The organism is Caballeronia sp. LZ016, assembly GCF_031450805.1.
Classification (GTDB): Bacteria; Pseudomonadota; Gammaproteobacteria; order Burkholderiales; family Burkholderiaceae; genus Caballeronia.
Genome location: NZ_JARTVY010000002.1, coordinates 405,583 through 432,578, shown reverse-complemented (window position 1 = coordinate 432,578; position 26,996 = coordinate 405,583). Strand labels below are relative to the sequence as shown.

Sequence of the window (26,996 nt, the reverse complement as noted above, 5' to 3'; positions counted from 1 at the left end):
AATTCGCGGCAGGCAAGAGAAAGGGCCTTCGCGGCCCTTTCGTCGTTTATGCGCCGTGACCGTTGTCGCTGCCGATGCCGTTGCGCGGCGCATCCGCTCCCGCGCCTTCGCGCACCTTGCCTTGCGACACGTTGCTGCCCGGCGGAACGCTATGCGTGAGCCACACGTTGCCGCCGATCACCGAGCCCTTGCCGATGGTGACGCGGCCAAGAATGGTCGCGCCTGCATAGATCACGACATCGTCCTCGACGATCGGATGCCGCGCGTTGCCCTTCACGAGCACGCCGTCATTGCCCGATGGAAAGCTCTTTGCCCCGAGCGTGACCGCCTGATAAACGCGCACCCGCTCGCCGATGACCGCCGTCTCGCCGATCACCACGCCCGTGCCGTGGTCGATGAAAAAGCTCGGACCGATCGTCGCACCGGGGTGAATGTCGATGCCCGTCAGCGAATGCGCGATCTCGTTGATGAAGCGCGCGAGCAGCGGCACGCCGAGCTCATGCAGCGCGTGCGCGAGACGATGATGCGTCATCGCCCATACGCCCGGATAGCACAGCAGAATCTCGGTGATGTGCTGCGCGGCGGGGTCGCCGGTGAAAGCGGCCTTGATATCCGAGACGAGCAGCGCGCGGATAGCCGGCAATTGCGCGCCGAATTCGCGCGCGATGCCGAAAGCATAAGTGTTCAGCTCGGCATCGTTGGTATCGCGATGCTCGGGCAGGAAGCGCAATGCGCGGCGAATCTGCTCGTGCAGCAGGCGCAGCGTGTTTTCCAGCGTCTGACCGACGTAGTAATCGACGCTTTCGTCGGTCAAATCCGGCGCGCCGTAATGTGTCGGAAAGAGCGCGGAACGCAGACCGTTGACGATCTTCACAATGGCGTCGCGCGACGGCAACTCGCGAATGCCGAGCGGATGCCGCGTGCGATGCAACTCCTCGCGCGACTCACGCAGTTCCGCGACGATGCGCGACAAGCCCCACTCGCGCGAATCGTGAAGCGGCGCGTCGTTGAGGGAGTCAGGCGCGATCTCGCGTGGCATTGAAGTCCTGAGCGAAGGCGTGTTCTGCATATCGACAGCGATGAAATGGAAACGGCCGCCGTGACGTGCGCGGCGGAATTACCACAAGCGTACCCGGTTTCGACTGGCCTTGCGTCGATGCAGGCCGGAGTTGGCGCTTCGACACGTGAGTCTGTCGATTCGACGCCGCTTGCTCAAACCGTGACATTGCTCGCGTCGATCCAGCGCACGGCCCAGTCCCGCGCATGCGCGATGGCGTCGCCCTCGCTGCGAAAGCGCAGTTCAGCGGGAAAGAAACGGTTCGCCACGAGTTCGCCATCGCTCGAACGCGAGATGACGACATACGGTTGATAGCTTCCGTCCGCCGTCCGGGCGGGGGCGCAGTTGAGAAGATAGCCTCGATGGGAAAAGGCTGCATCGTGTTGCATGAGTCACCCGTCCTAAAGTGCCCTGCTCTTTCGAATGGCGTTGCCCGAAGTCCGGCAGCGTCATTGCGCCTATTGCGCTTTGCTGCGGACAAGCTACAAATAATACTGGTAGTGAAACCCCCGAGTGTCGAAAAAAATCCGCTAAATTTTTAGCGTCGATGAAGCGCCCGTTGCGCAAGGGCTCCGGTTACATCGTCAGCACGCCGGAACGGCTCTTGCAGCGGCGCATCGTCACTCGTGCGAACCGCAGGAGGTCATCGTGAACAACGCTGAAGCTAACGAACCGCAAGGCAAGCAAAGCGATCGTGCGGCCAGGAGTCCGATCAAGACGCCCGCGACCGAGACCGTGCATGTCAGCATGGACGACGCAAGAAAGGCCGAAGCCGGCCGCGAAGCGCATGCCGGCGCAGGCGCGATGGCGGACACATCCGCGCCGAATCAGGCGCACCCGCGGCATCCGCGCGGCATCGATGTGGTCAACGACGAGACGCTCGACGACACCGTCGATACGGATGGCAAGAACGTTCATGCCAAACGGGAAGCAGAAATGCGCGCACGCGAGCCGGACTCGGTGATTTCATCGAATGCGACGCTCGTCAATACCGTCCCGGAACCGGGCGACGGCCTCGGCGGGTTCGACAGCCGTCCCGCGCGCAATGGTCTTGCGCTAGCGCTGGAGCGCGGCTATCGGATGATCGATCGCGGCATGGTCACGCCTGCGCTGCCGGAAGTGGAGGCGCAGCAGCGCTTCGAGGCACGCGATGCACGCGGCCACACGTTGCGCGGCCGCAAGCACTATGCGATGAACCACTTGCGGCCATCGCGGCTCATCGAGATCGAGCGTTCGTGACGGCGTGCGGACAGGCCGCGCGTTGTTGCGCAGCCTGTCCGCCAAAACGCGCTTACTTGTCCTTCTTCTCGCCTTCCTCGTCGGACTCGATGCGCGTCACGCCGCCGGTCGCGGGCGGGTCGCTCGCCGGAAACGTGTCTTCCACTGCCTTGTCGACGATCTCTTCATCGCGCTCGGAAGTGGGATTCTGTTCCTTGGTGTTGCTCATTGTCGGCTCCTTTGTCGTGCGCTCGCGCGTGGCGAGCCGTTGGTGTCGTAACGCAATGCAGCAACGTTCGTTCCAGACGGCGCGGTCCAGGCACACCGATTGCGCTTGGCGGTAGTTGCAAACAAATCGGGAAGACGGACCGCGTCAATCGAACGAGAAGAGGAAGGCCAACATGAGCACGAGCCAGGCATACGACGATTACAACGCCCCTGCCGCAACTGCCGGCACTCCCGCGCAGGCGCCGCTGGAAACGCGCGCCGCCGCGCCCGGACGAACGTCGGCGGAGCAACGGTTTCGCACCGCGCTCGCGTGTCTCGGCGCAGCTTACGCCCTCTCGTGGGCCGAACTGGGGCTCTCCCTCGCGATGGGTTTTCCCGGCGATGCGGCGAGCCATCCGGTCGCGGCATCGATCGTTTCGCGCGTGCTGGTCGGCCTGCTCTATGTCTGCGTCGCGTCGAGGCTGCAGTGGGCGCGCTGGCTGACGGTTGCGCTCGGTTTCGCATCCGTCGGTCTCGTCGCGCCGACGCTCGCGATGCAATGGCACGTGTTCCCCAGCGCCGCCGTGCTGTCCGGCGCGATGCTGGCATGCCGGCTCGCCGCCTCGCTCTACCTGCTTTCGCCGATGCCGTCGCGCAAGGCTCGATAAGCGCCTGGCTTTTCTTCGCGCAGCGGCGCGTGCACAATGCGTGGCGATCCTCAACCGCAACGCATAGCGAGGCTGCACATGAAAATTGCCGTTATCGGCGCCACCGGCACGGTTGGCCGGGCCGTTTGCGCCGAATTGCAGGCGCGTCACGACATCATCGAGATCGGCGCGACGCGCGGGACGCATCGCGTTAATCTGCTCGATGTCGACAGCATCAGGCGTCTCTTCGACGGCATCCGCCGCGTGGATGCGATCGTCGCCACGGCGGGGCATGTCCACTTCGGCGAACTCGTGAAAATGACGCCCGCGCAGTTTCGCGTCGGCCTCGACGACAAGCTGATGGGCCAGGTCAATCTCGTCCTCACAGCCCGCGACTATCTGAACGATGGCGGCTCGTTCACGCTGACGAGCGGCATCGTCGGCGCCGAGCCGATCCTGCAGGGCGCGAGCGCGGCGGCCGTCAACGGTGCGATCGAAGGCTTCGTGCGCGGCGCGGCAATCGAGATGCCGCGCGGTCTGCGCATCAACGGGGTCAGTCCGACGGTTCTGACCGAGGCGCTGGAAACGTTCGGCCCGTATTTTCGCGGGTTCGAAGCGGCGAGCGGTGCGCGCGTGGCGCTTGCATACAGCCGCAGTGTCGAAGGGGCGGAAACGGGGCGCGTTTATAAAGTTCACTGAACATGCAAAGCGCTGCCATGCAATGGACGCGTGACGAATACCGCGTGAGCACCGACGTCGATACATTCGATTTCGGTGTCGTCCACCGTTATCTGAGCGAAGCGGCGTACTGGTCGCCGGGCATCGCCCGCGAGACGGTGGAGCGCGCCGCCCGGCATTCGCTCGCGTTCGGGCTTTTCAGGGGCGAACGGCAGATCGGCTATGCGCGCGTCATCACCGACACCGCCACGTTCGCCTATCTCGCCGATGTGTTCGTGCTCCCCGAGCATCAGCGTGGGGGCCTCGGTACGTGGATGATCGAATGCATCATGGCGCATCCCGCCCTGCAAGGGCTCAGGCGAATGATGCTGGTCACGCTGGATGCACACGGCGTTTATGAGCGATTCGGCTTCGAGGCCCCGAGGCATCCGGAAAGAATCATGGAAAAGATCAGCCGCGCTTGAGCGTCGCGCGATTGTTCGCGTCCTCCGGATTCTCAATTCGACGCGCCGCCCTTTTTCCCGGCCGCCCGTCCTTCTACAGTGTGTCCTTCTTCGCGCCGGCCGTTTCGTCTGAACGCGCCGTGCGCCAGCTTTTCGACTGTCGACGAGCGAGGCCGCGGCCTTGCCGGCACTTTCCGGTTTCCATCGATATGCAACTTGACACGCCCACCGTCTCCGGCGCATCGGACGACTTTTCCACCACGATCCGCCAGTGGCTCGCCGTGCTCGCGGTCGCCGTCAGCGCGTTCGCGTTCGTGACGGCGGAATTCCTGCCGGTCGGCCTGTTGCCGCAGATCGCGCACGACCTGGGCGTGAGTCCCGGCATCGCGGGGCTGATGGTCACGACGCCCGGCGTGATGGCCGCGATCTTCGCGCCGACGCTCATCATCGGCGCGGGCCGCATGGACCGTCGATATGTGTTCCTGCTGCTCACCGCCGTCCTCTTCGTTTCGAACGTGGTGTGCGCGATGGCCCCCGGCTTCGCGATGATGCTCGTCGGGCGCGCGATGCTCGGCGCCGCGCTCGGCGGCTTCTGGACGCTCGCGACGGCCGCGGCTCCGCGCCTCGTGCAAGGCAGGGACGCGGCGAAGGCCACGGCCATCATCCTGACGGGCGTGACGTTCGCGACGGTCATCGGCGTGCCGCTCGGCATCTTCATCGCCTCGTTCTCGTCGTGGCGGCTTTCGTTCGCCGCGACCGCGGGGCTCGTCGCCGTCGCACTGATCGCGCAGGCGCTGCTCGTGCCGCGGCTGCCGTCCGCGTCCGGCCTGCGCGTTCACGACTTCAAGGCGCTGCTTGCAAGGCCGCATGCGCGGCTCAGCATGTTGATGGTCGCGTTCGCTTTCGGCGCGCACTTCTCGACGTACACGTACATTGCGCCATTGCTCGAACAGGACTTCTCGCTGAACGCGATCACGTTGCTGCTGCTCGGCTTCGGCGTCATCGGCTTCTTCTCGAACGCGCTGATGTCGGCGATGGTCGCGAAGCACCTCGTGAAATCCGTGGCCGTGATGATCGTGCTGCTGCTGGGCGCAATCGTATCGATGCTGCTGCTCGGACATTCGCACATCGGCGAGACGGCGGCCATGCTGATCTGGGGCGTCGCGTTCGGCGCGTTGCCGCTGTGCTTCAGCGTGTGGATTCAGCGCGGCACGGCGGACTATCCGGAGGCCGGATCGGCCATGTTCGTCAGCATCATTCAGGTGGCGATCGCAACGGGCTCCGCAGTGGGCGGCGCGATCGTCGACCGCGCGGGCGTGGAAACCGACTTCATGCTCGGCGCGGGCCTCGCCGTGCTCGGTCTCGTGACCTTGCAACGCGTGACCGCGCTGGGCCGTCCGGGCATGACGCATTCGGCCGAGAGCCGGTGCGAGCCGTCCCTCGACTGAGGCAGCGCGTCACGCTGCTTCAGCATCCCTGCGTATTCACGAACAGCGAATACAAGCCATGACTCGCCGCCATGAAGAGCCGGTTGCGATGCCGCCCGCCGAAGCACACGTTCGCGCATCGTTCCGGCAAATCGATATGGCCGATGGCCTCGCCTTGCGGCGTGAAAACGCGCACGCCGTCGAGCTCGGCGTCGCCCATGCCCCAGCCGCACCACAGATTGCCGTGAATATCGACGCGAAAGCCATCGGGCGTGCCGGGGCCGGCGTCGATCAGAAGGCGCGGCTTGCCGAGCGCGCGGCCACCGTCCAGCACGTCGAACGCGAATATCTTGCGCGGCGTCGAGCGCGAGTCGACGACGTACAGCACAGATTCATCCGGTGAGAACGCGAGTCCGTTCGGGCCGGCGAAGTCATCGATCATTTTCGTGATCTCGCCGCTCCGGCCATCGACGCGATACACGCACGGCTTGAGTTGCGCCTCCTGCTTCTCGCCCTCGTAATAGCCGTCGATGCCGAACACGGGGTCGCTGAACCAGATCGATCCGTCCGACTTCACGACAACATCGTTCGGTGAATTGAGCGGCTTGCCGTCGAAGCGATCCGCGAGCACCGTGATGGAGCCGTCGTATTCGGTGCGTGTCACGCGCCGCGTCAGGTGTTCGCAAGTCACAAGCCGCCCCTCGCGATCGCGTGTGTTCCCGTTCGCGTTGTTGGACGGCTTGCGAAACACGCCGACCTGGCCGCTCTCCTCGTCCCATCGCAGAATGCGATTGTTCGGGATGTCGCTCCACAGCACGTAGCGGCCATCGCCGAACCAGACCGGCCCTTCCGACCAGCGCGCGCCCTGATAGAGACATTCGACCGAAGCCGAAGCGATGCGCAGCGCGTTGAAGCGCGGATCGAGCACGCGAATGGCGGGGTCGGGGTAACGGCGATCGGATGAAGGCATGAAGCGGTCCTTTGCAGAAAGTGAAGTCAGTCACGAGACATGGATGCAAGCGCGGCTGCGGATCGGCGCAAGCCGTCGAAAATGCGTTCCGCCACGCGCGACGGGAAATCGCCCGGCAATTTCGCGGCGACTTCTTCGATCGCGCCGGGTGTCCGTTCGATGAGGCTTTCGATGATCGGCTCCGCGTCGTCGGCGAAACCGCAACGCGCGGCCATCGCGTTGAAGTGCCGCCGCTGGATGTCGCGGAACGCATAGTGCCGGCTCTTGCCCGGAATCGCCATCGCGAGTTTGGCCTTGTGCCATGACCACTGGTTCGCGCCGTCGCCTTCGACAGGCCAGATCGACATGACGTCGTAAAGCGGCGTGAGCCGGTATTGTCCGCCCGCGAGCAGGCGGATGCTGAAGTTCTTGGCGTGCCCGTCCGGCGCGGCAAGCAGCGAGAAAAGAATCTGCGATGTCACCAGCGTTCGGATGTCGCCGCGCGCATCGACCGATTGCTGCAACACGCGCGCGAGCTGCAGCACGCCCGGCCCGCCATCGTGCTCGTACTTTTTGTGCGGCGGCAAGCCGGCGACCTGGCAGAAGTCTTCCTGCGGCAGCCGCACGATCCAGTCGCCGCCGGCATGCAGCCTCCGGTCGAAGCGTTCGACGACGAGCACGCGGCGCTGCCCGAAAGTGGCAATGTGACAGTTCGCAACCGGCAAGCCGTATGCGCGGAGTATCGCCATGCACAGCCATTCGTTCTCGATGGATGTCGTCAGGTCCGCGCGCCGGTTGCCGACGAGCCCGAGCGGCAGCTTCAGGATATGCGTGGTCGGCGTCGCGCCGTGCGGCTTCAGCCATCGATCGCCGTGGCGAAGCAGTGCGGTCTTCTCCTGCGCGCCGGCGAGCGAAATGCGAAAGTCGTCGTCATCGTGAGCGCCGGACAGGCCGCCGCCGGCCGTCTGGTCGAGCAGCATTTCGATCTCGTGATCATCGAGCGGCGTTCCCTCGATGCTTCCACGCCGAAGGGCGATTCGTCTTCCCCCAGCAACTGCACCGCGCCGACACAGTCGCGGCCGATCGCCCGCAACAGATCGAAGGCGTCGACACTGTCGGTGCTGAAGCGCTGCGCGATTCGGCGGCGGATCGCGTCGCTGTCGGGGAGCAGGTTGTCGAAATAATTGAGCACTTCGCCGCCGCGCAGTGGCGCGCCGTCGAGCGGGAGCGGCAGCGACAAGGACAGCGGACGCGCTTGCGGCGATGTGAGCCAGTCCGCGTCATATTGAAGTTCGGGCGCGCCGCGCGCCGGCAAGCGCCAGGTTGCGATGCGCTCGCCATTCGCCCAGACGGACAACGCCCGCGAATGCGACTTTCGGCCAGCCGTCACCATGATTCGGCGGGCGGGCTCGTTTGCGGCAGTTCCGGCCGGTCTTGCACCACGAGTTGTAATCCGTATGCTCCGAGCATCGCGAGTAACTGATCGAGAGTCAGCGCGCCGGGATTGCGTTCCAGCGTCGAAACGCGGCTCTGGCTGATACCGAGCCGCGATGCGGCCTGCGCCTGCGTCAGACCGGCGCGCCGCCGGCCGGCGGCGAGCAGTTTTTCCAATTGAGCGGGCGTTGCGACGACCTGTTGCATGAGCGTATCTGCGTGACGAATAAATGCACTTTATTCGCGACACAAATAAACGTCAAATACTTCTCCCGCAGATACGTCCGGCTCAGTTCGGCCCCAGTTCGCCATCCCTCAATCGCCACAGGTTCAGCGGGTTGTCGTCCGCCAGCGCTTGCGGCAACAGCGGCGCGGGCAAATCCTGGTAACAGACGGGCCGCAGGAACCGCTCGATCGCCATCGCGCCGACCGATGTCGACCGCCCATCGGACGTCGCGGGGAACGGGCCGCCGTGCACCATCGCGTACGCCACCTCGACGCCCGTCGGAAAGCCGTTCGCCAGGATCCGCCCGACCTTGCGTTCCAGCACCGGCATTAAACGCCGCGCCAGATCGATGTCGTCGTTGTCCATCAGCAGCGTCGCGGTCAACTGGCCTTCGAGCGTGCGCGCGACCGCGATCATCTCGTCCTCGCTCTCGCACGCCACGATCACGGATGTCGGGCCGAAGATTTCGTCGGCGAGCTGCGGCGTCGCGAGAAACTGCTCCGCGCTCACCCGATACAGCGCCGGCAACGCGCCGCTCGCCGCATCGCTTTCCTTGCCCGTCGCGACGCGCTGCGCGCCCGACGCGTCGCGATGCGCGATCCCATCCGCATAAGCCGCCGCGATGCCCGCCGTGAGCATCGTCTGTGCTTCCTTTTTTTCAAGGGCGGCCGTGGCGTTGTCGACGAAATCGTCGAGTTTCGCATCCGCCAGCGCGAACACGAGCCCCGGATTCGTGCAGAACTGGCCGACGCCGAGCGCAACCGAATCGATATAGCCGGCGGCGAGCGCATCGCCGCGCGTGGCGAGCGCGCCCGGCAGCGCGAAGATCGGATTCACGCTGCTCATTTCGGCGAAAACGGGAATCGGCTCGCGGCGTTTCGCGGCGATATCCGCGAGCGCGAGACCGCCGCGCCGTGAGCCGGTGAAGCCGACCGCGCGGATCGCCGGATGTGCGACGAGCGCCTCGCCAATCGCATTGCCCGAGCCGACGACCAGCGAGAACACGCCTTCGGGCAGGCCGATGTCGGCGACTGCTTTCTGCACCGCGCGTCCCACGAGTTCCGATGTGCCGAGATGCGCCAGATGCGATTTCACGACGACCGGACAGCCCGCCGCGAGCGCCGCCGCCGTATCGCCGCCCGCGACCGAAAAGGCCAGCGGAAAGTTGCTCGCGCCGAACACGGCGACCGGGCCGACGGGAATCTTCTGCAAGCGCAGATCGGGACGCGGCAGCGGCTTGCGATCCGGCTGCGCGGAATCGAGCGTCGCCGAAAGCCAGCGCCCTTCCCGCACGAGCGATGCAAAAAGCCGCAACTGCGCGACGGTGCGGGCGCGTTCGCCTTCGAGCCGCGCCTTCGGCAGCGCGGATTCCGCCTGAGCGCGCTCGATGAGCGCATCGCCCAGTGCGATGACGTTGTCCGCGATGGCTTCCAGAAACTGTGCGCGCGCCTCCAGCGGCGCGTGCCGATACGGATCTAACGCGGCGTCGGCAAGTTCGCACGCGCGGTCGACTTCCGCCGCGCCGCCACCGCCGAAGACAGGTTCGAGCTCGACGTTGCGGGCGGGGTCGAACGCGCGGAGCGTGGCGTCGGCGCCCCGCACGGCCGACGCGCCGATCAGCATTTCTCCGGTGATCATCATGGTGAATCCTCCGTGCTGGTGATGCAGCCCGCTGAGCAGGCGGCAGGGATGCTGCGAGCGGGCGACGCATTGCGTGTGCCAAAGCGGTGCGCGCCCTGCAGACGGACACGGGACCGTAAGAAGCGTTCCGTCACCGCCTGACGGCCCCGTTCACCCCTTCCCGACCTTCCGAAACGTTATATGCCCGATCCGCCGCACCAGCAAAACCGCGACCAGCGCGGCCACTGCCGTCAGCATCGTGCCGATGTGCACCGCCTGCACGAGCGCATCGCGGGCGGCGTCGAAGAGCGCGGAGGCATCCAGCCCGGCCGAGCGCAGATCGTGCAGCAAGGTATCGCGCAACGCTTCGTCGACGAGAATGCGCGGGTCCACGAAGCGCGGCTGCCATTGCGCCGATGCCGCCGCGCCCAGCACGCTGACCGTGCGCTCGACGACGTTCGCGTAGTGATGCGCGACGATCGTCCCGACGATGCTCGTGCCGAGCATGCCGCCGACCATTCGGGTCGACTGCAGCAGCGCAGTGGTGATGCCGAAGCGCTCTCGCCCCGCGATCTCCTGCCCGAACACGTTCATGTTGTTCAGCACGAAGCCGAGTCCGATGCCGACCGCGGCCATCGGCAATTCGATCCACACATGCGGCGTCGACACGCGCGCAAACGACAGCCCGACCGAGGCCAGCACGAGCAGCGTGAAACCGATGGTCAGGATCTGCGTCGGCTTGCGCAAATGGATCACGATCCGGGTATTGATGAAGCTGCCGAGCGCGATGCACGCGGCGATCGGCGTGGCGAGCAGGCCGGCTTCCTGGGGCGAGAGCCCGAAGCCGCCCTGCAGCAGCAGCGGCGCGAAGAAGATCAGCGAGAACATCACGAAGCCCGCCATGAAGGAGAGCGTGAACAGCGTGACCAGATGCGGATCGCGGAAGATATCGAGCGGAATGATCGGATGAGTCGCGCGCCGCTCGCAGACGAGCAGCGCCGCCGCGCCCGCGATCACCGCGCAGCCGAGCGCGATGTTGCCCGTCGAGAGTCCCGATTTCGGCACGGACTCGATCAGCGCCTGGAAGCCGCCGAGCACGAGCGCGACGAGCGCCGCGCCGAGCCAGTCGATCTTCACGCCGCCTTCGCGCGGCCGGTGCAGATTCGGCAGATGCGACCAGATGAAGTACAACGCCGCCGCGCCGACCGGCAGATTGATCAGGAACGTCGAGCGCCAGCCCCAGTGCTGGCTCATCCATCCGCCGAGCGACGGCCCCGCCGCCGTGCCGATGCCGTATGCCGCCGCGAGCACGACCTGCCATCGCACCCGCGTGCGCGGATCGGGGAAGAGATCGGGGATGGCGGCGAACGCGGTGCCGACCATCATTCCGCCGCCTACGCCCTGCAGTCCCCGCGACAACGCCAGAAACAGCATGTTCGGCGCAAGCCCGCACAGCACCGAGGCGACGGTGAAGGTCACGACCGCCGCGATGACGAACCGCTTGCGGCCAAAGTAATCGCCGAGCCGCCCGAACACCGGCACCGTGACGACGGACGCCAGCAGATAGGCGCTCGCAATCCACGCGTAATACTCGAAGCCGTGCAGTTCCGCGACGATCGACGGCAGCGCCGTGCTCACCACCGTCTGGTCCAGCGCGACGAGCATGTTGACGAGTCCGATGCCGAGCATCGCGTAGAGGGCGGTTCGGAACGCAAGCGCGTGCGGCTGGGGTTCGGTGGTGCGGTCGTCGGTCATGCGGCGTGTTAAGCGGGCGCTGAGTCGGTGGAACCACGGATTGTACGGCGTCGCTTGCGACAGATCGACTCATCCTGAAAACTGCGCGGTCTCGCGACACGACCGCCGCGCTATGCTGAAAGCGCGTATCGCCGCGATGCAAGCGCCACGCCACGCGTCGGCCGGCATGCGCCCGACATTCTCACCGCACGAGGAACACGCCATGTTCAAACGCATCATCGTCGCCATCGACGGCAGCCGCACGTCCCAGCACGCCTTGAATACCGCGCTCGATCTCGCTGTCACGCATCACGCGGTCGTCCAGCCGTATTGCGTCATCGAAAGCGGGCCGATGGTCATGGACGTGCCGGGCTACGATCCGTCCGCGCTGCAGAAGGGCCTGACCGAACAGGGCGAAGCCGTTGCGCGGGAAGCCGCCGAAGCGATGAAGGCGCGCGGCGTTGCGGGCGATGTCGCGACCGTCGAGGCCACCGCCAGCGACGACGTCGCCTCGCTCATCATCGCCGCCGCCCACGCGTTCAACGCCGATCTGCTCGTGATGGGCACGCATGGCCGCAAGGGCTTCAAACGGATGATTCTCGGCAGCGTTGCGGAGCGTTGCCTGCGTCAAGCCAGCTTGCCGGTGCTGTTGATTCCCTCGGCGGCAAATAATTCGGACAACGCCTCTACCGCATGATGTGAAGATTGTGCAAGCGCCGGGGGCGCGGCATTTTTTCACGCGGTCGGCCGGGCTTGCTATGGGACAATCAATTTGTCATCCATCAAGAAACCGAGCTCGCCATGTCTGATCCGATCCTCCCCCGGCGGCAAGCGGCGCACTGTTCCAGCTGCGCAATGCGCCATCTGTGCATGCCCGAAGGCCTGTGCGCCCGGGACGTCACCAAGCTGGAACACATCATCTCCGTGACGCGCAAGATTCGTCGCGGCGATGCGCTCTTTCGCACCGGCGACACGTTCGATTCGCTCTACGCGGTGCGCTCGGGTTCGCTCAAGACCGTCGTCACGAATGACGGCAGCCGCGACGGCGGACGCGGGCGCATGACCGGCCTGCTGCTCGCGGGCGATGCCCTCGGTCTCGACGGCATCGGCGATGGCCGCCACACGTGCGACGCCATCGCGCTGGAAGACAGCTCCGTCTGCGTCGTGCCCTACGCGCTTTTCGAGCGCATGTGCCGCGAGACGGATTCGCTGCAACGGCGCATGCATCGCATGATGAGTCAGGCGATCAATCGCGAAGCCGAACACGTCGTGCGGCTGGGCATGCTGCGCGCCGACGAGCGCGTCGCCCGCCTGCTGCTCGACATGTCCGCGCGGCTCGCGCGGCGCGGGTACGCCACTGCGGAATTCACGATGCGGATGACGCGCGACGACATCGGCAGCTATCTCGGCATGACGCTCGAAACGGTGAGCCGCACGCTATCGCGCTTCGACAAGCTTGGACTCATCGAGGCGCAGGGCAAATCCATCCGCATCCGCGACTTCGACGGGCTGCGCGGCATCTGACAATCGCCTGAGCGCGCCGGTTCGCTCGCCACAGCCGAACAAACGCCGCAATCCGGCGCGCTGGCACGAACTTCGCTAAACACTGGCTGTTTCATGCAAGCGAGCAGGCGTTTTGACGCCTGTTCGAATCCTATGCAATGCTCTCGGCTTGCACCGGAGACAGAGCGAAATGAATCGCGAACCATCCCTGCGTCATCCTTTGCTCGAGCGGCTCGCGGAAGCGCGCCGCGTGACCGACGAACTCTTCGACATCGTCAGGCGCGAGCATCTTTACGACCGGCCGATCGCCGAGCGGCATCGCATCGTCTTCTATATCGGCCATCTCGAGGCGTTCGACCGCAATCTGTTCGACAAGCGCCTCTTCGACCTCCCGAACGCCGATCCCGCCTACGACCAGCTGTTCGCGTTCGGCATCGATCCCGTCGATGGCGGCCTGCCGACCGATCAGCCGGCCGACTGGCCTTCGCTCGACGAAGTGCAGGCTTACAAGGCGAAAGTGCGCGCGGATATCGACGCCCGTTTCGATCCGCTCAAACTCGTCGCCGACCCCGTTTCCGCGGACGAGCCTGCCGCGAAGCTGCTCGAAGTCGCGATCGAACATCGGCTGATGCACGCGGAAACGCTTGCGTACATGCTGCATCAATTGCCGGTCGACAGAAAAATTGCGCCGGCCAATGCGATATGCGAACGGACATCGGACCGCCCGCTCGTGCATGAAACCGTGCGCGTTCCCGAAGGCACGGTCACGCTGGGGCTTTCCCGCGAGAGCGGACGATTCGGCTGGGACAACGAGTTCGACGAAATGCGCGTGGACGTGCCGGCGTTCGATATCGACCGCTACATGGTCACGAACCGCGATTATCTGCGCTTCATCGATGCGGGCGGCTACTGGAATCGCGACTACTGGAACGACGGCGACTGGGCGTGGAAGGAGCGACATCGCATTGCGCATCCGGCGTTCTGGATTGCGGGCGACGAAGCCGTCGACGACGCCGGCAGCGCCGAATCCGGCTGGAAGCTGCGCACGATGTTCGAGGAACTCCCGCTTCCGCTCGACTGGCCGGTCTACGTGAGCCATGCGGAAGCCAGCGCCTACGCACGCTGGGCGGGCAGGAAGCTGCCCACGGAAGCGCAGTGGCAACGCGCGGCCATCGGCGCGCCGCATGTGGCGGAAGGCAACTTCGATTTCCGCCGATGGGACCCGACGCCGGTGCAGGCGCATCCCGAGAACCGCAGCGCGTTCGGCGTCGAGGGACAGTTCGGCAACGGCTGGGAATGGACATCGACGACCTTCGGCCCGCTCGACGGCTTCGAGCCGTTCCCGTTCTATCTCGGCTACTCGGCGAATTTCTTCGACGGCAAGCACTTCGTCATCAAAGGCGGCTCGCCCCGCACGGCGGCGTGCATGTTGCGGCCGAGCTTCCGCAACTGGTTCCAGGGGCATTATCAGTACGTGTATGCGGGCTTTCGCTGCGTGAGCGAGCCAGCCGTCTGAAGATTCTTCGCCGATGGGCTTGTATATCGAGTGCGGGGTCTCTATAATGCGCGGCTCAACAGGCTCGTAGCTCAGCTGGTTAGAGCACCACCTTGACATGGTGGGGGTCGTTGGTTCGAGTCCAATCGAGCCTACCAACGCATATGCTGTAGAAAAATCGCCGCGTTTATCGCGGCGATTTTTTTGCTCACTCTTTTTCCTTCCCTCTCCTGCTTCGCTAATCCCACATGTTCCGGAACGCCACAGCGGCGATCACGGGTACGGTCAGCACGAGCGGAATCGCGAAGTACGGCACTTCCAGATTGACCGTCCAGCTATAGATCAGCCAGCCGATACCGAGCGCCAGCGTGCCGATGCCGACCAGCGCCGAGAGGACATTGAGCGACCGCTTCGACAAGCGCCTGCGGGACGTTTCTTTACTCGAAGTCGGTTCCATGATGACGGTGAGCGCTTCATGCGCGAGACATATACATCGAAGTTTATACCGCTCGCCGGCGCGGCGTAGCGCGGTCCGAAACCATGACAAAGCGCCGCCGGTTCGCGAAAGGAACCGGCGGCGCGCGTTCTTCGGGCGGCTCGATCAGAAGTCAGTCGTCATCGACAGAAGCACCGTTCGCGGCGCGCCTTGCGTCAGATAACCGCCGATCGTCGACGACCAGTACGACTTGTTGGCCACGTTGAGCACGCTCGCTCGGAACGTCGTCGGCTTGCCGAACAGCACGGTCGCATAGCGCGCGCCGAGGTCGAAGCGATCCCACGCAGGAATCGACAGCGTGTTCGTCACGTTCAGATACTGCGAGCCGGTATGAATCCAGCGCGCCGTCAAGGTGAGGCCGTTCAGCACCGGCACGTCGTATTCCGCATTGACGTTGAACATGAAGGTCGGCACGCCGATCGGCATGTTGCCGTCCGTCGTCGCGCTGCCGGTGTCGAGCTGCGTCGCGTGGATGTACGTCGCCCCCGCGATCAGCCGAACGCCGCGCAACGGCTCGCCGTAGATCGACGCCTCCACGCCGCGATGCCGCTCGTTCCCGTTATCGACGAAATAACCGGCGCTGTTCGTGTACGTCAGCGGCTTCTCGATCTGGAACAGCGCAAGCGATGCGCCGTACTTGCCGTTGTCGTACTTCGCGCCGACTTCGTACTGCTTCGACTTCTGGGGCGGCAGTTGCTCGCCGAAATTGACGGCCGTGTTCGGCGCGGAATCCCCGATCGCAAGCGCCTCGCTGCGATTCGCGAAGAACGCCACGTTCTGCCACGGCTTGACGACGAGGCCGAAGAGCGGCGTCGTGATCGAATCGTTATAGGCGCGGGTCTGCTTGCCGGTGTAATCGAACGTGTTGGTGTGCAGTTCCTGATAGCGCGCGCCGACGGTGAACAGCACGCGATCGTTCAGGAAGCCGAGCGTGTCCGACACCGATGCGCTGCGCATCAGATTGAGCGCCGTCGTGCCCGGATCGGCCAGATTGCCGGCCGACAGCGTGCTCGCCGGATACGGCACCTGCGGCGTGTCGTAGAGGCTCGTCGGGAACGCGCCGGCGAACGTATAAGCCGACATCGAATCCACCCGCACGATCGACGCGCCCGCCGTCACGAAATGCGATACCGGCCCGGTGTTGAAATGGCCGCGCACGCCCGCTTCCGCCGAGCTGCCGTCTTCCTTGTGCGGCACGCCGAGCCGCGATGCGGTCGTGGCCGTACTGGATACGGTCGGCGACGAATACTCGCCGTGCTCGTCCGTGTGCCGCATGCCGCCCGCGATATAGGCCGTCCAGCCAGGCAGGAAGTCGTATTCCGCGCGCAGGATGCCGACGGTATCCTCGATGGAACTGAAGCTCCAGGTCTGCGCGTAGTTGTAGGTCGCCGACGGCGTTTCGGGAATGAAATTGCCGCTGACGTTCACCGTCGGCCGGCCGCCGTTCACGCGCTGCCGCTGATAGAGAAAGTCGCCGTAGAGACGCAGCTTGTCGCCGCGCCAGTCGAGCGAAACGGCCGTGGTGTTGTCGCGGCGATGTTCACCGTCGATGCTCGTTTCGCCGTCGTGATTCGCCTGATTCACGCGGATGCCGAACTGCCCTTCGCTGCCGAAGCGCCGTCCCACGTCGACATGCGCGCCGATTTCGCCCGACGCCGTGCCTTCGAGCGTGACGCGCGTGAGCGGCTTGTCGTCCGCGCGCTTGAGCTGCAGATTCAGCCCGCCGCCGACGGCCGATCCGTTCGGCGACGCGCCGTTCAGAAACGTATTCGCGCCCTTGAAGACATCGACGCGCTCCAGCGCATCGGTTGCGACGAGCTGGCGCGGCGTGATGCCGTACAGGCCGTTGAGCGAGACATCGTCGCCATCGAGCTGAAAGCCGCGGATGATGTACGTCTCCGCGAAGTTGCCGAAGCCGTAGGCGGTACGCACCGCCGGATCGTTCGCGAGCACGTCGCCGATGGTGCGCGCCTGCTGGTCCTCGATCAGCTTCGACGTGTACGTCGTCATGCTGAACGGCACGTCGAGCGTGCGCTGCTGGCCGAGCACGCCGAAATCGGCGCCGCGCGCGACCTGGCCGCCCGCGAAGGTCGGCGCGAGATCGCCGGGAAGCTGCTCTTTGCTCGCCTCGACGCGGACGGCCGGCAGCGTGTTTTCAGCCGACGGCGCGGCGTCGGCGCCGGCTGCGGTCTGGGCATGGGCCGGAAAGGAAAAAGCGACGGCAATCGCCGCGACGATGACGGCGCGATGCGACAGCGCCTTCGCAGGCGCGGCCTGCAAGGTTTGCAAACGGAGAACAGGCATGAATCGGAGAAAACGTCGGTGTTGGTCGGTTCCGGCCCGGGGCGTCGAAGGAATCCGGGCGGCGTTTTTCTTGGGTCGTTACCGGCAATCGGAGGCGCGTGACGGCTCGACTTGTCGCCGGATTCTAACGTAAATAAGAGTCGTTATCATTTAAATAACGCGCGGCTTTGCGGAATCGCAACGCGTTCGGTGCTCAGGCGTCAGGACGACAGCGAGCGGCCGCGCGCCGCCCGCGCATCGGCGGCGGCGGCCGAGTGACGGCGCGCGGCGCGTTTTCGCATCCAGATGATGAGGCCCGTTGCGCTCAACACCGCGACCGCGACGCCGACCGCGCTGATCAGAATGCGCCCTGTCAGCCCGATAATGCGCCCCGAATGAAGCGGAAACTGCGCCTGCATGAAGACATCGCCTGCGGAACCGCGGCCTGGAATGGACGATCCGGCGAGCGTTCCGGTGTGGCCGTTGTAGTAAAGCCAGGCATTGCCGAGGCCGCCATCGCCGTGATCGTGGCCCGGTGCAAAGAAGCCGACGCCGTATGCCTGCATCGCGGGCACGTAGTACAGCGCGCCCATCGGCTCCGCGACGTTTTCGCGCTTCGCATCGCGCGCGGCGGTTTCGATGATTTGCGCGCGCGTCGCGGCCGGCTGGCCGGGCGGCGCGGCCCGCATCAGCTCCGCGTTCTCGAGAAACGATGGCGACAGCTTCGAGAACGCGGACACGATGGGCCGCACGACCGGATCGGCGAGGTTCATCGAAACCGACGTGAGCGCCATCATCAGCAACAGCGCCCAGATCCAGACGCCGCCCGAGCGATGCAGATCGAACGTCAGCGCATAGCCGCCGCGCCGGAAGCGGAACGCGAGCGACTTGCGCCACGCCTTGACGCTCGGAAACGACAGCACGAGCGCGATGCCGCTATCGAAAAGCCAGATGATGCCGACGATGCCGAGGAGCCACGTGCCCGTATCGAAGCCGGCGAGCACCGGCAGATGCAGCGTGTAGTGCAGTTTGTAGAGGAACGGCATCAGGTCGATGCGCGCGAGCGACACCGCGCCCCACATCCGCCGCGCCTGAACTTCGCCGGTGGCGGGGTCGACGGCGATCTGGTTGTAGTCGACCGCGTACGGCGCGCCCGTCGACGGATTCGTGCGCGGCCACACCATCATCTGCGTGGTATGCCCCGCCTCGACGCCGAGCGGCAGATAGGTCACTTCGACGCGCGGATCGGCGGCTTCGACGCGCCGCGCGAGTTCCAGCGGCGGCAGCGGCGCGCCGTCGGTGCGTGCGTGGAAGAACGACGGATTCAGAATCGCATCGATTTCGTGATCCCACGCGATGACCGCACCGGTCAGCCCCGAGACGAACAGGAACAGCGCGGTCGCGACACCAAACCAGCGATGCAGGCGGACGAGAACCGGCCTCATGCTTGCATTGCCCTGAAACGGAGGTTGCGCGCGGCTGCGATCATTCGACGCTCTTTGGTAAATAGGAATTATTCGCAATGTTATACAGGACCGGCGATGCGGACAAGCGTTTCGTAAGGCGGCGACATCCGGCGAAACAAATGCTGCGTGGTTTTTGACAGGCGCCGTCACTACAGTGGGTTCATTCGCAACCACTCAGGGCGACAGCATGAAACTGATCGGGAAGTTATCGATGTATGTGCTCGTCATCGTGCTCGCGGCATCGATGATCGAAGCGCTGATTCTCAGCCGCGTCCGCAAGGGGACCGCCCGTGCATTCGACTGGCACGAAGTGTTGATTTCTCTCGCGGATCTCGCCGGCCGCAAATTGCTTGCGTTTCTGCCGCTGTCGCTCGCGACGCCGGTGGTCGCGTTCGCGTGGGAGCATCGCATCCACACGGTGACGAGCAACGCGCCGCTGACGATCTTGCTGCTGTTCATCGGCATGGAGTTCTGCTACTACTGGTATCACCGCGCTTCGCACACCGTGCGTTTTTTCTGGGCGACGCATGCAGTCCATCACTCACCGAACCAGTTGACGCTTTCTTCGGCCTATCGCCTCGGCTGGACGAGCAAGATCACGGGCGCCGCGATGTTCTTCACGCCACTCGTGTGGCTGGGTGTGAAGCCCGAAGTCGTGCTCGCGGCGTTGTCGATCAACCTGCTCTATCAGTTCTGGCTGCATGCGACGTGGATTCCGAAGCTCGGCTGGCTGGAATACGTGCTCAATACGCCTTCGTCGCATCGCGTGCATCACGCGTCCAATGCGGCTTATCTCGATGCGAATTTCGGCGGCGTGCTGATCGTGTTCGACCGCCTGTTCGGCACGTATGTCGAAGAGCGCGCGGATGAGCCGTGTCGTTATGGCCTTACGACGCCGACCACATCGCGCAATCCGATCGTCGTCGAGACGGAGCACTGGACGAGCCTCGCGAAAGACGTGCTGAGCGCGAAGAGCGTGTCCGACGCAGTGGGCTTCGTGTTGCGCCCGCCGGGCTGGCTGCCGGATGGCGAAGGAGAGACGACGGCCGAGTTGCAGAAGCGCGCGAAGGTGTCCTGAGGCTGCGACGGTTCTTCAAGCGAAGGCAGGACGAACGATCTCGATTATTCATCAAGCATCCTAAGCATTCATCGATTCAGGCCACCGGAAATTTTGCCCCGCGCCGCAAGCGAATGGGACCGCGAATGATCGATTCCGGCGATACCGTAACCGCCCCTTGCGTGATCACGATGCTTCCCTCTTGCGCCAGCCGCGCGGCGACCTGGCGTATCGCGGGCATCAGTTGACGCCATGCTGTTTCATCGTCGGGAATGAGTTGGCGGGCGACATCGGACGGGCAAATGGATGCAGTCGGGGCGCGCCGCCCGAGCAGTTCCAGCATGCATAGCTGAATGTTCCTGTCCGATATCTTCATCGCTCAACGCTCAAAAGCTGTGCCGAAGCCCCGTCATCACCGATAGTTGCGTCGACCCTCCCGCCGCGCTCACTCCGCTCACGCCTTGCAATTGCGCGCCAATGAGCCCGCCGCGATACAGCGAGTAATCAGCCTCGACATAGACATCGGTGCGGCGCGACAGGCCATGATCGGCGACCACCTGGAACTGTGTTGCGTGACCATCTCCGCTTGCGTTCTTGCCGTCCTGAAGCGTGCGCCACACGTTGGCCGACAAGTGCGTGCGCCTGCCGATCAACTGTGTCACTCCGCCAAAGAACATTTGCCGCGATGAAAACTGCGTGAATCCCAGCGCCGTCAATTGAGCCGGCGTATAAGGGCCGTTCGGAGCGTTACCCAGATAAGCCGCGTCCTCGCGATTCACCGCCCAGCCCGCGTTGACCGACGTGTTCCCGAACGTATAGGCTCCGCCCGCCGTCCATGACTTCATGTGCGCGGAGCTGTTCACCGCGTCGCGCGTGTCGAGATAAGCCGCACCCAGCCGCAACGGCCAGCCCGGCACGTAGGTCACGGATGCACCAATCTGGCTTCCCGCGCCATAAGCGCCGGCCACGCCGCCGAACGCATACGAGAGTTCCATCGTCACGTCCTGCCAGCGCGCCGTGTACTTGGCCATGTTGCTGGTCCAGACGCCCTGCGCCATGCCGACCTCCGGCCTGAAGACATACACCGTCGGCAGCCATGGATTGGTGACATAGGTCCGCAGCACGGCCGTCGCGAGCGGATTGACTTGCCGTCCCAGCGTCAGTCGCCCGAAAGTCGAGGACCTGACGCCGACGAACGCCGTGTTGAAGAATGGATAGGAAGGGTCAGTCGTCCCGCTATTCGGGAAGAAGCGATTCTCCAACTGAAAAACGACGCTCGCTCCACCGCCGATGTCTTCCGAACCAAGCAAGCCCCAATGACTTTCGCCGAGGCCGCCGTTCGAGAGTTGCAGGCGGTCGTTGCCGGACGTATCCGCATGAGTCGTGTAGCGCAGCGCCGTATCCACGAGTCCATAGAGCGTCACAGAAGACTGAGCTCGCGCATTGACACCAGAAAGCGCAAGCCCTGCGAGCAGTACGGCCAGCGGTCGCGGTCTCCGTTTGTTACCCAGGTTCATTGTCTGCCCATGTGCTTAGCGAACTTATTGCGGTCGATGCAGTGTCGAACGTACTGCAATCCGAATGCGAAGGCCGCAGACTACCAGCAACGCACACGCGCCAGCGAGTTCGTGTCTCATCGGTAAGAAACGCCTTGACTTTTGCCTTCACTCGCTAAGGAAAAAAGGGAACACGGAAATACTCATGTAAAACCTACTCGCCTCGTCGACACGGCGCTCCCGGCTTGGCGGCCGGGACACATCACGTCCCGCACGTTCGTGAGAATCTTGGTCGTCGCGTTTAGGGGCCAACCTTTATTCCCTAAAGCGGCGCACTTTTTTCTTTCTTTAATCCACGGGATAAAAAATGGACCGCATCGACTCAGCACTTCTCACCCAACACCTGGGCTTTTCATCGCTCGAACAGGACCTGACGCCCGACACCGTCAAGAAAACGGAAAGATTGCCGTTTACGATAAAAGTCGTGAGTGATCAGGCAGAACTCGAGAAGGCCGTCGCAATGCGCCGGGCTGCCTACGGGCGCCATTTGCCGGAATTCGCGGAAACGATGGACGTCGAGGCGCTGGACGCCTCGCCCGGTACGGTCGTGCTGCTCGCGCAATCGCGGCTCGACGGGGGCCCGCTCGGCACCATGCGGATTCAGACGAACGTTCTCGGACCGCTCGCGGTCGAGCAATCCGTCCGCCTGCCGGACTGGCTGAACGAGGCGCGTCTTGCCGAGGCTACACGGCTCGGCGTCGCGCGCGGTGCGATCGGCCGGATGGTCAAGGTGGCGCTGTGCAAGGCGTATTACATGTATTGCGTTCAGAACGATATCGACTGGATGCTGATTACCGCACGTTCACCGCTCGACCGGGAATACGAGGCGATGCTTTTCAGCGACGTGTATGGCCAGAACGAATTCCTGCCGATGACGCACGTCGGCGGCATGCCCCATCGCGTGATGGCCAAGCCCGTTGCGCTGGTCCGCCAGCGCTGGGCCGCGGTCAATCACTCGTTTTACGGCTTCTTCTTCGAAACCGATCACGTCGACATTGATGTCAGCGTCGCCGCGGCGCTCGATGACGCGCAAGGCTGCGCCGATTACAGCGCGCTGCAATCGCTGAGCGAAGCGTAAGGTAACGAACGTCCGCTCAGGCATGATCGGGCGGACCGGTGATCGGCGGCGTCGGCGCATTCGTGCTGTCGTTGCCGATTGTCGTAGCATCTCGATCAACGAGGCGAAAGCGGTAGTCAAGGAGGAAAGGGCAGCAAATGACAAGCGATAAGTGGACGTTTCGGGACCGGCTGACGAGTTGGGCGTTCCTGCGGTTCTCCGTATACGTAGCGCCGTTCGTGATCGCGCTCGGCACCATCGCGGTCATGTTCTGGGCGCCGCGCCAGTTCGACACCACAGGCACGGTTCCGCTTCACTTTCATGTCATCGCGGACCCTTCTGCGACGCTGCAGCCCGCCGACGCCATCGCCCGCTTGCGCGAGTCGGCGTCCACTGCCTCTGCGCGCTTCAGCACGCATCGCGCGGAAACGCCGTTCTGGTTCCTGCTCGAAGCGCCCGCACGCGACACCGGTGTTCCCGCGTTCATCGAGCTTCCGTCGCGGCACGCGCAAACGATATCCTGCTGGAGCACGGACGCGCTCCCTGCCCTGCTCGGCGCCGGCGACCGCTACGGCACGCGCGGCGACATTCGCTTCAACAAGGCAGGCTTTGCGCTGCGACTCGATGCACGCACGGGCGAAACGCCCATTCTTTGCCGCGGCACGTTTTCCGGGCCCGCGTATATCACCGCGACCGCGCTGAGCCGCGACAAGCTCGAAGAAACCACACTGGATTTCCAACAAGGTGCGTCGCTGATTACGGGCGGGCTGCTCACGCTCGCCATCTTCGTGTTCGTGACGGCGATCATCAATCACGAATGGACGTACGTCATTTTTGCCGCATGGCTCGTCGGCAATCTGCGCCTGACGGCCAACGCGATGGGGTTCGATACCGAATGGATGGGCCGCCTCATCCCGCCCGGCCATATTCAGTTCTTGCGTGAATTCACGTTCGCGTCGTACTACATCCTCACCGCGACGCTGTTCGTCGAGTTGTTCCGCCGCGAGCTCAAAGCGATCGGCCTGCGCTGGACGCTGCACGCCGTGCGCTACGGCGGCTGCATCCTGATGGCCGCTGCGTTCACGCTCAGTTACGCCCACTTCATTCCGGTGCTGTGGGCGAGCGCCAGCTTTTGTATTGTCGTCCTAACTTATTTTCTGGCGCAGCTCGTCTTCAAGGCGCGCTCTCGAACGGTGCTGTGGTATGTCGCGTCGATGGGCATCGTGCTGTTCGCGACGCTGTCGGAAGTGCTGGAGGCGGCGTTCGGCTTCAAGGGGCTGGCAGGCGCGCATAGTCCCGTCGTAACGGCGCTCTCGTCGAGCATGCTGTGCGCGTTCGCGATCGCCGAACGCATGCGTGAAGAGCGAGAACGCCGCCGTCAGATGCAGATCGAACTGCGCAATACATATGATGTCACGCCCATCGGTCTCTTCACGCTGAACGAGGAGCATTGCTTCGTTCGCGCCAATCCCGCGCTGCACGCGATGCTCGGCCTGCCTCATGCGCAAGACGGCCTGCATCGCTGGGCCGACTACTTCGCGACAGGCGCCGAGCGTGCGCTCGACGAACTCCTGCGAGGCGACGAATCGGCATCGATCGAAATCGAAGGCGCGCCGGGGACCACCACCGCCGGACGCCGCTATTCGCTTCGCGCCATCCGCGCGAACGGGTTCATCGAAGGTTCGCTCGAAGACGTGACGGACCGCTCGAAAGCGGTCGAACGCCTGCACTTCCTCGCCGAGCACGACCCGCTCACCGGGCTTCTGAACCGGCGCGGAATCGAACATGCCATCGCGCGGCAATGCGAACAGCGCGGCGCGTGGGCGCTCGCGTATCTGGATCTCGACCGCTTCAAGGTGTTCAACGACCTCTTCGGCCACAGCACGGGCGATGAGATCCTTCGGCATGTCGCCGCGCGTCTCGTCGAGCGTCTGGGCTCGCATGTGCCGATCGGGCGCATCGGTGGCGACGAGTTCGTGTGCGTGCTGGCCGACATGACGATCGACGATGCCATCGCGCGCTGCAAGGAACTCGTCACCGCGTTGAACGCGGCGCCGTTTCTCGTCGATACCCGCGCTTTCCAGGTAAGAGGATCCATCGGCGTCGTCGAGTGCTCGCATGGCGAACGCGGGCAGGACGCGCTCGCCTACGCCGACCGGGCCTGCCGCGCCGCGAAGCGCGGCGGCAACGCGCGGCTCGTCGCATTGCGCAAGGGTGCGCCCGCGTTCGAGGAACGCGCCGCCGAGATCAATCTCATCGAAGCGCTGGGCGAAAGCCGCTTGCCCGATGGACTCTTCCTCGTGATGCAGCCGATCATGTCGATGCACGCGCCGGGAGAAGCGCTCGACTTCGAAATGCTGCTGCGTCTGCGTACGCCCGATGGGGCCGTCGCGACTGCGGGCAAGCTGATCGCCGCCGCCGAGGACTCGGGCACGATCGTGCAGATCGACCGCTGGGTGCTGTCGACGACGCTTGCATGGCTGAGCGAGAACCGCGCATCGCTCGCAAGAACGCGCTTCGTCTGCGTGAATCTGAGCGGCGGCTCGCTCAACGACGAGCACTTCCTCGACGAGCTGTTCGCGCTCTTCTCGCGTTACGAGGACGTGGTGCACTACCTGTGCATCGAGATCACGGAGAGCGTCGCGCTGCACGACCTGGAGCATACGGAGCGCTTCATCGCACGCGTGCATGACATGGGCGCGAAGATCGCCATCGACGACTTCGGCGCGGGGCAGACCTCGTTGCGCTATCTGAAGAAGCTGTCGGCCGACGCGCTGAAGATCGACGGCGAGTTCGTGCGGACGATGTGCAATCATCCCGCCGATATCGCGATCGTCGAAGCGATCATCAATCTCGCGCGCAACCTCGGGATGCGCAGCATCGCCGAATGGGTCGAAGACGTGCAAACACTCGATGCGCTGAAAGAACTGGGTGTCGATTACGTGCAGGGTTTTGCGATCGCGAAACCACAAGAGGCCCGCGACATCCTGGCGGCCTCTTCCGCCGCGAGCTTCGTGACCAATGCGGAAGTCAAACGTTATCTGCAAGCGGAAACGGTATGACCTGCATGCGCCACGGAGGTGGCGCATGCACTTGCAGTGCGATTCAGCGCAACACGTCGCCGGTTTCGAGCTTTCGTATGCGCCGCTCAACATCGGCGAGATCTTTCGCGTCGGAAACATACGCATCGTGCCGCTTGCGTTCGCTCGCGTCGAGCCAGGCATCCAGTAGATAGAACAGGAACATGATCATGGCAGTACACCGTCTGGTCGTGTGATAGGGCTCGCGCCATCATGACTGCGCGAAAACATCCGTGCCGCAAATGAGCGTCCGGGCTTGCAGGGGTTCGAGCGCGGCCGCGAGCCGCCGGCCTTGCGCTTCGCTCACCATGCCGCTGAGCACATCGGCGAAGCGCGGGGCCTCCACGCCCGAAACGATGTACTGCCAACGATATGCATCGAGCACGCCCGCGCAGACGCGTGCCTCCTCGTCGTCGGACAACGCGCGGTCGAGCATCGAGAGGAAGCAGTGTGCATCGGCTGCGGCCTGCGTCTGCAATAGGCCGTCTATCGCACAGACGAGATCGATGAGATCGCCGACTGCCGCATCGCGCGCGGCTTCGTCGATGCGCGCATCTTCCCGCTGCCATTCGATTTCGTCGATGATCGCGTGCTGCGACTCCTCCTGCCAGTGAAACAGGAAGATGTCCTTGAAAAGCGGCGACATGCTGCTGTCGCTTTCCATGCTCTGCCGGTAGTGCACCTGCGTGACGATCTCGATGCAGCACGTCAGCGCAAGGATCGACCACGTCGACTTCGTGAGCACGAGCGCGGCGACGTCGTCGGCGTTGGCCGTGAAGCGATAGCCGTGCGGCATGGCCGCCGCGGCGAGCACATCGACACGGCGGAACAGTTCCTGATGCTTCAGCTCTTCGTCGGTGAATCGCACGATGGCTTCGAATGCGGTCTGATCGGCGAGCGCGTGGTCACGGCCCAGTTCGATCATCTTCGCGCCGATGAAGCGCTCGATCAGCCCGAACATGTTCGCGTAAGTGCGGCCCTGAATCTGCGACATCAGGCGGCGTTCGCCGTCATCGAGAAACGGCAGGCGTTCCGTTTCGCTCAGTCCTTCGGGCATGAACTTGTGCAACGGGTCGAAGTGACGGCCGCGTAATACGTCCCGGTCGATGTCCCAGCGAATGCGGCGCGATGCTTCGATGCATTTCATGTAGCGTTGCTGGGCGGCTTGAGGACTGAAGGCTTTCATGGACAACTCCGTGAACTGTCTATCGGAAGAGAAAGGACGGTTCGGCGGAAGAAGAATGAATGCGTTGCGCCACCGTCTGGAGATCATTCTGGGCAGACGCATGCGCGAAAACATGAGTCGCGCGTCCCGGTCGACGCCGGGATCGGGCGCGCAATACGTGTTAATGCGGGACACGTG

25 protein-coding genes, 1 tRNA gene and 1 pseudogene are annotated in these 26,996 nt (G+C 64.2%); 12 read left to right on the top strand and 15 right to left on the bottom strand.

All coding sequences use genetic code 11. The annotated features are described in order from the left end of the window. Positions 1 to 46: 46 nt before the first annotated feature. Positions 47 to 1,039, bottom strand: coding sequence for a serine O-acetyltransferase EpsC (gene epsC / locus P9220_RS15425; RefSeq protein WP_309765866.1), 993 nt, complete (start codon positions 1,037 to 1,039; stop codon positions 47 to 49). A gap of 173 nt (positions 1,040 to 1,212) precedes the next feature. Next, entirely contained in the window at positions 1,213 to 1,446 is a 234-nt protein-coding gene (locus tag P9220_RS15420; protein ID WP_309765865.1) for a hypothetical protein, read from the bottom strand. 259 nt (positions 1,447 to 1,705) lie between these two features. Between P9220_RS15420 and P9220_RS15415 the strand changes: the two genes are divergently transcribed. Then, a complete protein-coding gene (locus P9220_RS15415) occupies positions 1,706 to 2,296 on the top strand; it encodes a DUF3005 domain-containing protein (protein ID WP_309765864.1) in 591 nt (196 codons plus the stop codon). Positions 2,297 to 2,348: 52 nt separating this feature from the next. Here P9220_RS15415 and P9220_RS15410 read toward each other — a convergent pair whose 3' ends face one another. Next, entirely contained in the window at positions 2,349 to 2,504 is a 156-nt protein-coding gene (locus P9220_RS15410) for a hypothetical protein (protein WP_309765863.1), read from the bottom strand. Between the two features lie 172 nt (positions 2,505 to 2,676). On the opposite strand from P9220_RS15410, the gene P9220_RS15405 reads away from it, so the two are divergent. The 4 genes from P9220_RS15405 (at position 2,677) to P9220_RS15390 (ending at position 5,698) form a co-directional block, all read left to right on the top strand. Further along, on the top strand, positions 2,677 to 3,150 hold the full coding sequence (locus tag P9220_RS15405) for a hypothetical protein (protein WP_309765862.1): 474 nt from the start codon (positions 2,677 to 2,679) through the stop codon (positions 3,148 to 3,150). Positions 3,151 to 3,186: 36 nt separating this feature from the next. Further along, positions 3,187 to 3,828: a short chain dehydrogenase gene (locus P9220_RS15400; RefSeq protein ID WP_404980256.1), complete on the top strand. Its 642-nt coding sequence runs from the start codon at positions 3,187 to 3,189 to the stop codon at positions 3,826 to 3,828. Positions 3,829 to 3,845: 17 nt separating this feature from the next. Beyond that, positions 3,846 to 4,271: a GNAT family N-acetyltransferase gene (locus P9220_RS15395; protein ID WP_309765860.1), complete on the top strand. Its 426-nt coding sequence runs from the start codon at positions 3,846 to 3,848 to the stop codon at positions 4,269 to 4,271. A 188-nt stretch (positions 4,272 to 4,459) separates the two neighbouring features. Next, positions 4,460 to 5,698, top strand: coding sequence for an MFS transporter (locus tag P9220_RS15390; protein ID WP_309765859.1), 1,239 nt, complete (start codon positions 4,460 to 4,462; stop codon positions 5,696 to 5,698). A gap of 19 nt (positions 5,699 to 5,717) precedes the next feature. Here the strand turns inward: P9220_RS15390 and P9220_RS15385 are convergent, their stop codons facing one another. The 5 genes and pseudogenes from P9220_RS15385 to P9220_RS15365 all read right to left on the bottom strand — a co-directional run bounded on the left by P9220_RS15385 (position 5,718) and on the right by P9220_RS15365 (position 11,595). Next, positions 5,718 to 6,647, bottom strand: coding sequence for an SMP-30/gluconolactonase/LRE family protein (locus tag P9220_RS15385; protein ID WP_309765858.1), 930 nt, complete (start codon positions 6,645 to 6,647; stop codon positions 5,718 to 5,720). Positions 6,648 to 6,673: 26 nt separating this feature from the next. Then, positions 6,674 to 8,019: pseudogene (locus P9220_RS15380) on the bottom strand (type II toxin-antitoxin system HipA family toxin). Further along, positions 8,013 to 8,267: a helix-turn-helix transcriptional regulator gene (locus P9220_RS15375; protein ID WP_309765857.1), complete on the bottom strand. Its 255-nt coding sequence runs from the start codon at positions 8,265 to 8,267 to the stop codon at positions 8,013 to 8,015. The pseudogene P9220_RS15380 and the gene P9220_RS15375 overlap by 7 nt, the downstream one beginning before the upstream one ends. 82 nt (positions 8,268 to 8,349) lie before the next feature. Then, positions 8,350 to 9,927 (bottom strand): aldehyde dehydrogenase (NADP(+)), encoded by a 1,578-nt coding sequence (locus P9220_RS15370; RefSeq protein ID WP_309765856.1) that lies wholly within the window; start codon positions 9,925 to 9,927, stop codon positions 8,350 to 8,352. A gap of 150 nt (positions 9,928 to 10,077) precedes the next feature. Continuing rightward, the gene (locus tag P9220_RS15365) at positions 10,078 to 11,595 is read right to left on the bottom strand and encodes an MFS transporter (protein WP_309766770.1); all 1,518 of its coding nucleotides are present in this window, start codon (positions 11,593 to 11,595) and stop codon (positions 10,078 to 10,080) included. A 268-nt stretch (positions 11,596 to 11,863) separates the two neighbouring features. Here P9220_RS15365 and P9220_RS15360 point away from each other — a divergent pair, with 268 nt between their 5' ends. From P9220_RS15360 to P9220_RS15345, 4 genes are all read left to right on the top strand, one after another. Beyond that, entirely contained in the window at positions 11,864 to 12,337 is a 474-nt protein-coding gene (locus P9220_RS15360; protein ID WP_309765855.1) for a universal stress protein, read from the top strand. 104 nt (positions 12,338 to 12,441) lie between these two features. Then, a complete protein-coding gene (locus P9220_RS15355; RefSeq protein WP_309765854.1) occupies positions 12,442 to 13,164 on the top strand; it encodes a helix-turn-helix domain-containing protein in 723 nt (240 codons plus the stop codon). 169 nt (positions 13,165 to 13,333) lie between these two features. After that, positions 13,334 to 14,659 (top strand): SUMF1/EgtB/PvdO family nonheme iron enzyme, encoded by a 1,326-nt coding sequence (locus tag P9220_RS15350; protein WP_309765853.1) that lies wholly within the window; start codon positions 13,334 to 13,336, stop codon positions 14,657 to 14,659. A 60-nt stretch (positions 14,660 to 14,719) separates the two neighbouring features. Further along, a tRNA-Val gene (locus P9220_RS15345) sits at positions 14,720 to 14,796 on the top strand. An 80-nt stretch (positions 14,797 to 14,876) separates the two neighbouring features. On the opposite strand, the gene P9220_RS15340 is transcribed toward P9220_RS15345, so the two are convergent. From P9220_RS15340 to P9220_RS15330, 3 genes are all read right to left on the bottom strand, one after another. Next, positions 14,877 to 15,095: a hypothetical protein gene (locus P9220_RS15340; protein WP_309765852.1), complete on the bottom strand. Its 219-nt coding sequence runs from the start codon at positions 15,093 to 15,095 to the stop codon at positions 14,877 to 14,879. Between the two features lie 144 nt (positions 15,096 to 15,239). Beyond that, a complete protein-coding gene (locus tag P9220_RS15335) occupies positions 15,240 to 17,438 on the bottom strand; it encodes a TonB-dependent siderophore receptor (protein WP_309765851.1) in 2,199 nt (732 codons plus the stop codon). A 200-nt stretch (positions 17,439 to 17,638) separates the two neighbouring features. After that, a complete protein-coding gene (locus P9220_RS15330) occupies positions 17,639 to 18,862 on the bottom strand; it encodes a PepSY-associated TM helix domain-containing protein (RefSeq protein ID WP_309765850.1) in 1,224 nt (407 codons plus the stop codon). A 208-nt stretch (positions 18,863 to 19,070) separates the two neighbouring features. Here P9220_RS15330 and P9220_RS15325 point away from each other — a divergent pair, with 208 nt between their 5' ends. Beyond that, a complete protein-coding gene (locus tag P9220_RS15325) occupies positions 19,071 to 19,961 on the top strand; it encodes a sterol desaturase family protein (RefSeq protein ID WP_309765849.1) in 891 nt (296 codons plus the stop codon). Positions 19,962 to 20,037: 76 nt separating this feature from the next. Here P9220_RS15325 and P9220_RS15320 read toward each other — a convergent pair whose 3' ends face one another. Both P9220_RS15320 and P9220_RS15315 read right to left on the bottom strand, forming a co-directional pair. Next, the gene (locus P9220_RS15320; RefSeq protein WP_309765848.1) at positions 20,038 to 20,316 is read right to left on the bottom strand and encodes a DUF3253 domain-containing protein; all 279 of its coding nucleotides are present in this window, start codon (positions 20,314 to 20,316) and stop codon (positions 20,038 to 20,040) included. Positions 20,317 to 20,326: 10 nt separating this feature from the next. After that, positions 20,327 to 21,457 (bottom strand): porin, encoded by a 1,131-nt coding sequence (locus P9220_RS15315; protein ID WP_309765847.1) that lies wholly within the window; start codon positions 21,455 to 21,457, stop codon positions 20,327 to 20,329. Between the two features lie 463 nt (positions 21,458 to 21,920). Here P9220_RS15315 and P9220_RS15310 point away from each other — a divergent pair, with 463 nt between their 5' ends. Further along, a complete protein-coding gene (locus P9220_RS15310) occupies positions 21,921 to 22,574 on the top strand; it encodes an N-acyl amino acid synthase FeeM domain-containing protein (RefSeq protein ID WP_309765846.1) in 654 nt (217 codons plus the stop codon). Positions 22,575 to 22,711: 137 nt separating this feature from the next. Further along, positions 22,712 to 25,615 (top strand): EAL domain-containing protein, encoded by a 2,904-nt coding sequence (locus P9220_RS15305; protein WP_309765845.1) that lies wholly within the window; start codon positions 22,712 to 22,714, stop codon positions 25,613 to 25,615. A 43-nt stretch (positions 25,616 to 25,658) separates the two neighbouring features. Here P9220_RS15305 and P9220_RS15300 read toward each other — a convergent pair whose 3' ends face one another. Next, entirely contained in the window at positions 25,659 to 25,805 is a 147-nt protein-coding gene (locus P9220_RS15300) for a DUF3563 family protein (RefSeq protein ID WP_309765844.1), read from the bottom strand. A 39-nt stretch (positions 25,806 to 25,844) separates the two neighbouring features. Continuing rightward, positions 25,845 to 26,819: a hypothetical protein gene (locus tag P9220_RS15295; RefSeq protein ID WP_309765843.1), complete on the bottom strand. Its 975-nt coding sequence runs from the start codon at positions 26,817 to 26,819 to the stop codon at positions 25,845 to 25,847. Between the last annotated feature and the right edge of the window lie 177 nt (positions 26,820 to 26,996).